Below are 5,341 nucleotides of genomic sequence, written 5' to 3'. Positions count from 1 at the left end.
GGCGTGGCTGGCGCGGGCGCGCGCCGAGCGGGACCGCGTGCGCGGCGAGGCCGACGCCGCCACCTGGACCGGCGTGCTCGAGGCCTTCGGCTACGGCGAGCCGTACCGGGAGGCCGAGGCGCGGGTCCGGCGGGCCGAGGCGCGGCTGGCCGCCGCGGGCCGCACCGAGGACCGGGCGGCGGCCGCCCGGCTGCGGGAGGAGGCCGTCGCCGACCTCGACGCCGCGATCGGGGCGGCCGAGCGGCTCGGCGCCGAACCGCTCCGGGCGCGAGCGACGGACGTCCGCGAGCGCGCGGGGTCGCGGCGGCCGCGCCCGGAGCCCGTCGCGGAGGGGGCCGGACCCCTCACCCCGCGGGAGGCCGCGGTCCTGGCGCTGGTGGCCGAGGGACGCACCAACCGGCAGGTCGGCGAGGCGCTCTACATCAGCGAGAAGACCGTGAGCGTCCACCTCTCGCGGGTCACGGCGAAGCTCGGCGCCGCGGGCCGCACGGACGCCGTCGCGATCGGGTACGAACGGGGCCTCATCCCTCCCCGATCTACCGTTCAGTAACTATGGTGTGCGAGGCGCCGGTCACCGCGGACCGGCAGGAGGGACCGCATGCATGTCCACTGACGCGACCACCACGGATCAGACGGCCCTCGACCCGGGACGCCCGGACCTCTCGGACGTCGAGGGGTTCTGGACCGTCCCCGTCGAGGAGCGCGCCGCCGCGTTCGCGTGGCTGCGCACCCACGAGCCGATCCCCTTCTACCCCGAGCCGGACTTCGGCCATCTGGAGCCGGGCCCGGGGTTCTTCGCGCTGACCCGGCTCGACGACGTCGTCGAGGCCAGCCGGACCCCGCAGGTCTTCACGTCGGGCTCGGGCTCGACCTCGGTCGTCGACCAGCCGCCGGAGTTCGCGGAGTTCTTCGGATCCATGATCAACATGGACGACCCGCGGCACGCCCGGCTGCGCCGGATCGTCTCGCGCGGCTTCACCCCGCGCCGGCTCGCCCAGCTTACCGAGGACGTGCAGCGGTCGGCGACCCGGATCGTCGACGACGTCATCGACCGCGGCGAGTGCGACGCGGTCACCGAGATCTCCGCCCGGCTGCCGCTGAAGATCGTCTGCGACATGATGGGCATCCCCGAGAGCCAGCACCGCTTCGTGTTCGACCGCACGAACGTGATCCTCGGGGCGCAGGACCCGGAGTACGTGCCGGAGGGCACGGACGTCATCACCGCCCTGCTCACGGCGGGTGGCGAGCTCGCGGCGCTGATGAAGGACCTGGGCGCGGCACGGGAGGCGAACCCCACGGACGACGTCACCTCCGCGCTGGTCAACGCGGAGGTCGACGGCGAACGGCTCACCCCGGACGAGCTGGCCAGCTTCTTCGTCCTGCTGGTGGTCGCGGGCAACGAGACCACCCGCAACGCGATCAGCTGGGGCCTGAAGTTCCTCACGGACAACCCGGAGCAGCGCGAGGCCTGGCTCGCCGATCTCGACGGCGTCACGCCGACCGCGATCGACGAGATCGTCCGGCTGGCCTCGCCGGTCATCTACATGCGGCGCACGCTCGCCCGGGACGCGGTGCTCGGCGGCAAGGAGCTCGCGGCGGGCGACAAGGTCGCCCTCTTCTACTGGGCGGCGAACCGCGACCCGGCGCACTTCCCGGACCCGGACCGGTTCGACGTGCGGCGCTCGCCGAACCCGCACGTCGGCTTCGGCGGGCCCGGCCCGCACTTCTGCCTCGGCGCCCACCTGGCCCGCCGGGAGATGGCGGTGATGTTCCGCGAGCTGCTCACCCGCGTCCCGGACATCCACGTCACCGGGGAGCCGCAGCGGCTGCGGTCGATGTTCATCAACGGCATCAAGCACCTGCCGGTCTCCTTCACCGCCGGCGGGGCTCGGTGAACTACCCCGAGGTGCCGGTCGGCGCGGTGCTCGCCGGGTCGGCGCGCCGCTACGGCGACCGCGTGGCGGTGCACTACTCCGGCCGCGACCTGACCTACGCCCAGCTGTTCGCGCGGGCCTCGGCGTTCGCGCACGCCCTGCGCGAGCAGGGCGTCGGCCGGGGCGACGTGGTCGCGATCCACCTGCCGAACTGCCCGCAGTACGCGATCGCCTACTACGGCATCCAGCTCGCCGGGGCCACGTTCACGCCGGCCAACCCGCTGCTGCCGCCCGCGGACCTCGCGGCCCAGCTGGCCGACGCCGGCGCCGTCGCCATGGTGAGCTGGGAGGCGGCGTACCCGGCGTTCGCCGCGGTGCGGGACCAGACGCGGGTCAAGTTCGCGCTGGTCACCAACCGGGAGCAGGCCGTCGACCCCGCCGTGCGGCTCACCCCGCAGGGCGCGACGGACTTCGAGGAGTTCCACGCGCAGGCGCCCACCGAGCCGCCGGCCGTGGAGATCGACGTCCACCGCGACCTCGCCCACCTCGCCTACACCGGCGGCACCACCGGGCGGTCGAAGGGCGTGCAGCTGCCGCACCGCAACGTGGTGGTCAACGTCCTGCAGTACGCCGTCGCGGGCTCCGGCGCCCGGCCGGAGCTCGACGAGCACGGCGGTCTCCGGCTGGCCGACCAGGGCCCGGGCGAGGAGTTCCCGGTGCGGTTCGGCACCGGCGTCGTCGTCAACATCACGCCCTGGTTCCACGCGATGGGCACGGTCGGCGGGCTCAACATCCCGCTCCTGTCCGGCACCACCAGCGTGCTGCACGAGCGCTTCGACCCGGCCGCCTACCTGGCGGACGTCGAGCGGTTCGGGGCCACCTCGATGGGCGGCGCCCCGCCGCTCTACGCCGCGCTGCTGCGGCACCCGGACTTCGCCACGCGGGACCTGTCGTCGGTCCGGGCGCTCAGCTCGGGCGCGGCCCCGCTGCCCGTCGAGCTGATCGAGGCGCTGCAGCGGCGGCTGGGCGAGGACCTCGTGATCGTGGAGGGCTACGGGCTCACCGAGGTCACGATGGGCGCCACGCAGAACCCGTCCGCGCGCTCGGCGGTGCGCAAGGCCGGGAGCGTCGGCCCGCCCGTCGCCGACACCGAGGTCCGGATCGTCGACGACGAGGGGAACCCGGTACCGGTGGGCACCGAGGGCGAGGTCTGCATCCGCGGGCCGCAGGTCATGGTCGGGTACAAGGACCGGCCGGAGGAGACCGCGGCGGCGCTGCGGGAGGGCTGGCTGCACACCGGCGACGTCGGCGTCCTCGACGAGGACGGCTACCTGCGGATCGTCGACCGCAAGAAGGACATGCTGCTCTACAAGGGCTACAACGTGTACCCGCGCGAGCTGGAGGAGCTGCTGTTCCGGCAGCCGGGCGTGGTCGGGGCCGCCGTCGTGGGCCGGCCGGACGTGGCCGTCGGCGAGCAGCCGGTGGCGTTCGTGGTGGCGCCGGGCCGCACGGAGGCCGAGGCCGCGAAGCTGATGGATGCGGTGAACACGCAGGTCCTGCCGTACAAGCGGCTGCGCGAGATCCGGCTCGTCGACGAGATCCCGGTGTCGGCGGCGGGGAAGGTGCTCAAGAGGGAGCTGCGGGAGCGCCTGTGAGTGGTGATCGTTCCGGCCGAATGTCGGCGGCCGGACGGTCGAGTCCGCGACCGGCACGTGTCGTCAGATCTGACGACACCGATCGGGTGAGGCGGCCGGGGTGCGTTAACGGAGGTGTGTGACGTCCCGATGAACCGGGCGTGACCGTGCTGCCTGCCGCCTCGGCCCTCCGCCCCGTGCCGGCCCCGCGCGGCGCCGGTTCCGAGGACCGCACCGTCGTTCTTCCGGCGGTTCCGGGTCAGCGTGGACCGCGGCACGGTGGGGGTCGCGGCGAGAGCCGCCGAGCGCACCCCGGCCGCTCGCACACCCACGGCGAACACCGGGCCGACCGCATGCCGGCGGCACCGGTGGAGGGGTTGCTGCGCCCCGTGCCGGCACAGCACGTCGAGCGGGGGCACCGCCGGGTCTCCCCGGCGCTGCACGGCGCCGCCTCGGCGGCATACACGGTTGCTGCACGGGCAGGGAGCCTCGCGACGCTCGCGGCGATGCTGGTGCTGGGCGGTGCCGTGGCCGCGTCGGCCGACGGCACGGTGCCGAGCGGTCCGGCGACGACCACCGTGACGACCCTGCAGGAGCCCGCCCCGTAGGACGGGCCCGGGGGAGTCAGGCCGCGACGCCGTCCTGGTTGAGCGGCGTCTTGAGCACATGGTCGACCAGCCGCATCACGAGCTGGCCGCCGCCGAGCCGGTAGCCGAACTCCTCCCAGGTCAGGAGCTCACGGGAGAGCACCTCACCGACGGGACCGGGGTACAGGCGGGTGACCCGGAACGCGGCAGCACGCAGCCGCATCTTCTCGTGATGGTCCATGGGGACGGGACTCATTCCACTCACCTCCGTGGAGGAAGGACGTGCGGGCCGGCGCGCGCTCAGCGCTGAGTCGCCATCCGTGGTGTTCCATCGTGACTCACCCCGTTGACCGGCAGGTGTCATCATACCCGAAGAGTGACGAGTATCTCACTCTGAGCGCACGAACTGTCAGAACGCGACTACCCCCCGCGCACATGATCACTCCACGGGTGGTCCATGCCACACCGGCGGCCGTCCCGCGGGCCCTACGGTTCCGGTCATGAGCACCCGCACGACCGACGTCCTGTGGAGCGACGTCGAGGGCGTCCACGCCGCGATCCTCGCCCACCCGTTCGTCACCGGGCTGACCGACGGCACGCTGCCGCACTCGGCCTTCCGGCACTACATCGTCCAGGACGCCCACTACCTGCGCGGATACGCCCGCGCGCTCGCGCTGTGCGCGGCCAAGGCGCCCGGCGAGGACGACCTCGCCATGTTCTGTGCCCACGCCGCCGGCGCGATCGCCGCGGAGCAGGAGCTGCACGCCGAGCTGCTCGGCAAGCTCGACCTCACGGCGGAGCAGGCGGAGGCGCTGCCGGTCGCGCCGGCCACCCAGGCGTACGTGAGCTACCTGCTCGCCACCGCGTACTCCGGCTCCTACGCGGAGGCGGTCGCGGCGGTGCTCCCCTGCTACTGGATCTACGCGAAGGTCGGCCAGCACCTGCTCGAGGCCGGCTCCCCCGATCCGCTCTACGCCCGCTGGATCGCCACCTACGGCGGCGAGGAGTTCCAGGCCGTCGTCGACGCCGTGCTCGCTGCCACCGACCGGATCGGCGAGTCGGTCTCCGGGGCCGAGCTCGCCCGGATGCGGGCGCACTTCACCACGACGAGCCGGTACGAGTGGATGTTCTGGGACGGCGGCTACCGCGAGGAGACCTGGCCCGTCTGAACCCGCTGTGCGCGGTAAGTGGTGCCGGAGCACCACAAAAACCCCCCCGGCCCCGCAGCCCAGGTGAACGCCGGGAG

At 73.6% G+C, this 5,341-nt stretch carries 6 protein-coding genes; 5 read left to right on the top strand and 1 reads right to left on the bottom strand.

Annotated features, from left to right (window positions below):
* The 4 genes from AB0B41_RS35165 to AB0B41_RS35150 all read left to right on the top strand — a co-directional run.
* The coding region (locus AB0B41_RS35165) for a helix-turn-helix transcriptional regulator (RefSeq protein WP_358211131.1) at positions 1-550 on the top strand (550 nt) is incomplete at its 5' end.
* A gap of 52 nt (positions 551-602) precedes the next feature.
* Positions 603-1,895, top strand: coding sequence for a cytochrome P450 (locus AB0B41_RS35160; RefSeq protein ID WP_358211129.1), 1,293 nt, complete (start codon positions 603-605; stop codon positions 1,893-1,895).
* A complete protein-coding gene (locus AB0B41_RS35155) occupies positions 1,892-3,529 on the top strand; it encodes an AMP-binding protein (RefSeq protein ID WP_358211127.1) in 1,638 nt (545 codons plus the stop codon). The genes AB0B41_RS35160 and AB0B41_RS35155 overlap by 4 nt, the downstream gene beginning before the upstream one ends.
* A 368-nt stretch (positions 3,530-3,897) precedes the next feature.
* Positions 3,898-4,116 (top strand): hypothetical protein, encoded by a 219-nt coding sequence (locus tag AB0B41_RS35150; protein WP_358211126.1) that lies wholly within the window; start codon positions 3,898-3,900, stop codon positions 4,114-4,116.
* Positions 4,117-4,132: 16 nt separating this feature from the next.
* Here AB0B41_RS35150 and AB0B41_RS35145 read toward each other — a convergent pair whose 3' ends face one another.
* Positions 4,133-4,351 carry a hypothetical protein gene (locus AB0B41_RS35145; RefSeq protein WP_037046035.1) on the bottom strand — a complete coding sequence of 73 codons (219 nt, stop codon included), beginning with the start codon at positions 4,349-4,351 and terminating at the stop codon, positions 4,133-4,135.
* A 244-nt stretch (positions 4,352-4,595) separates the two neighbouring features.
* Between AB0B41_RS35145 and tenA the strand changes: the two genes are divergently transcribed.
* Positions 4,596-5,264: a thiaminase II gene (gene tenA / locus AB0B41_RS35140; protein ID WP_358211123.1), complete on the top strand. Its 669-nt coding sequence runs from the start codon at positions 4,596-4,598 to the stop codon at positions 5,262-5,264.
* The last annotated feature ends 77 nt before the right edge of the window (positions 5,265-5,341 follow it).

This window comes from Pseudonocardia sp. NPDC049154, from assembly GCF_040648315.1.
Lineage (GTDB): Bacteria > Actinomycetota > Actinomycetes > Mycobacteriales > Pseudonocardiaceae > Pseudonocardia.
This window is presented reverse-complemented; position numbering and strand designations above follow the sequence as displayed.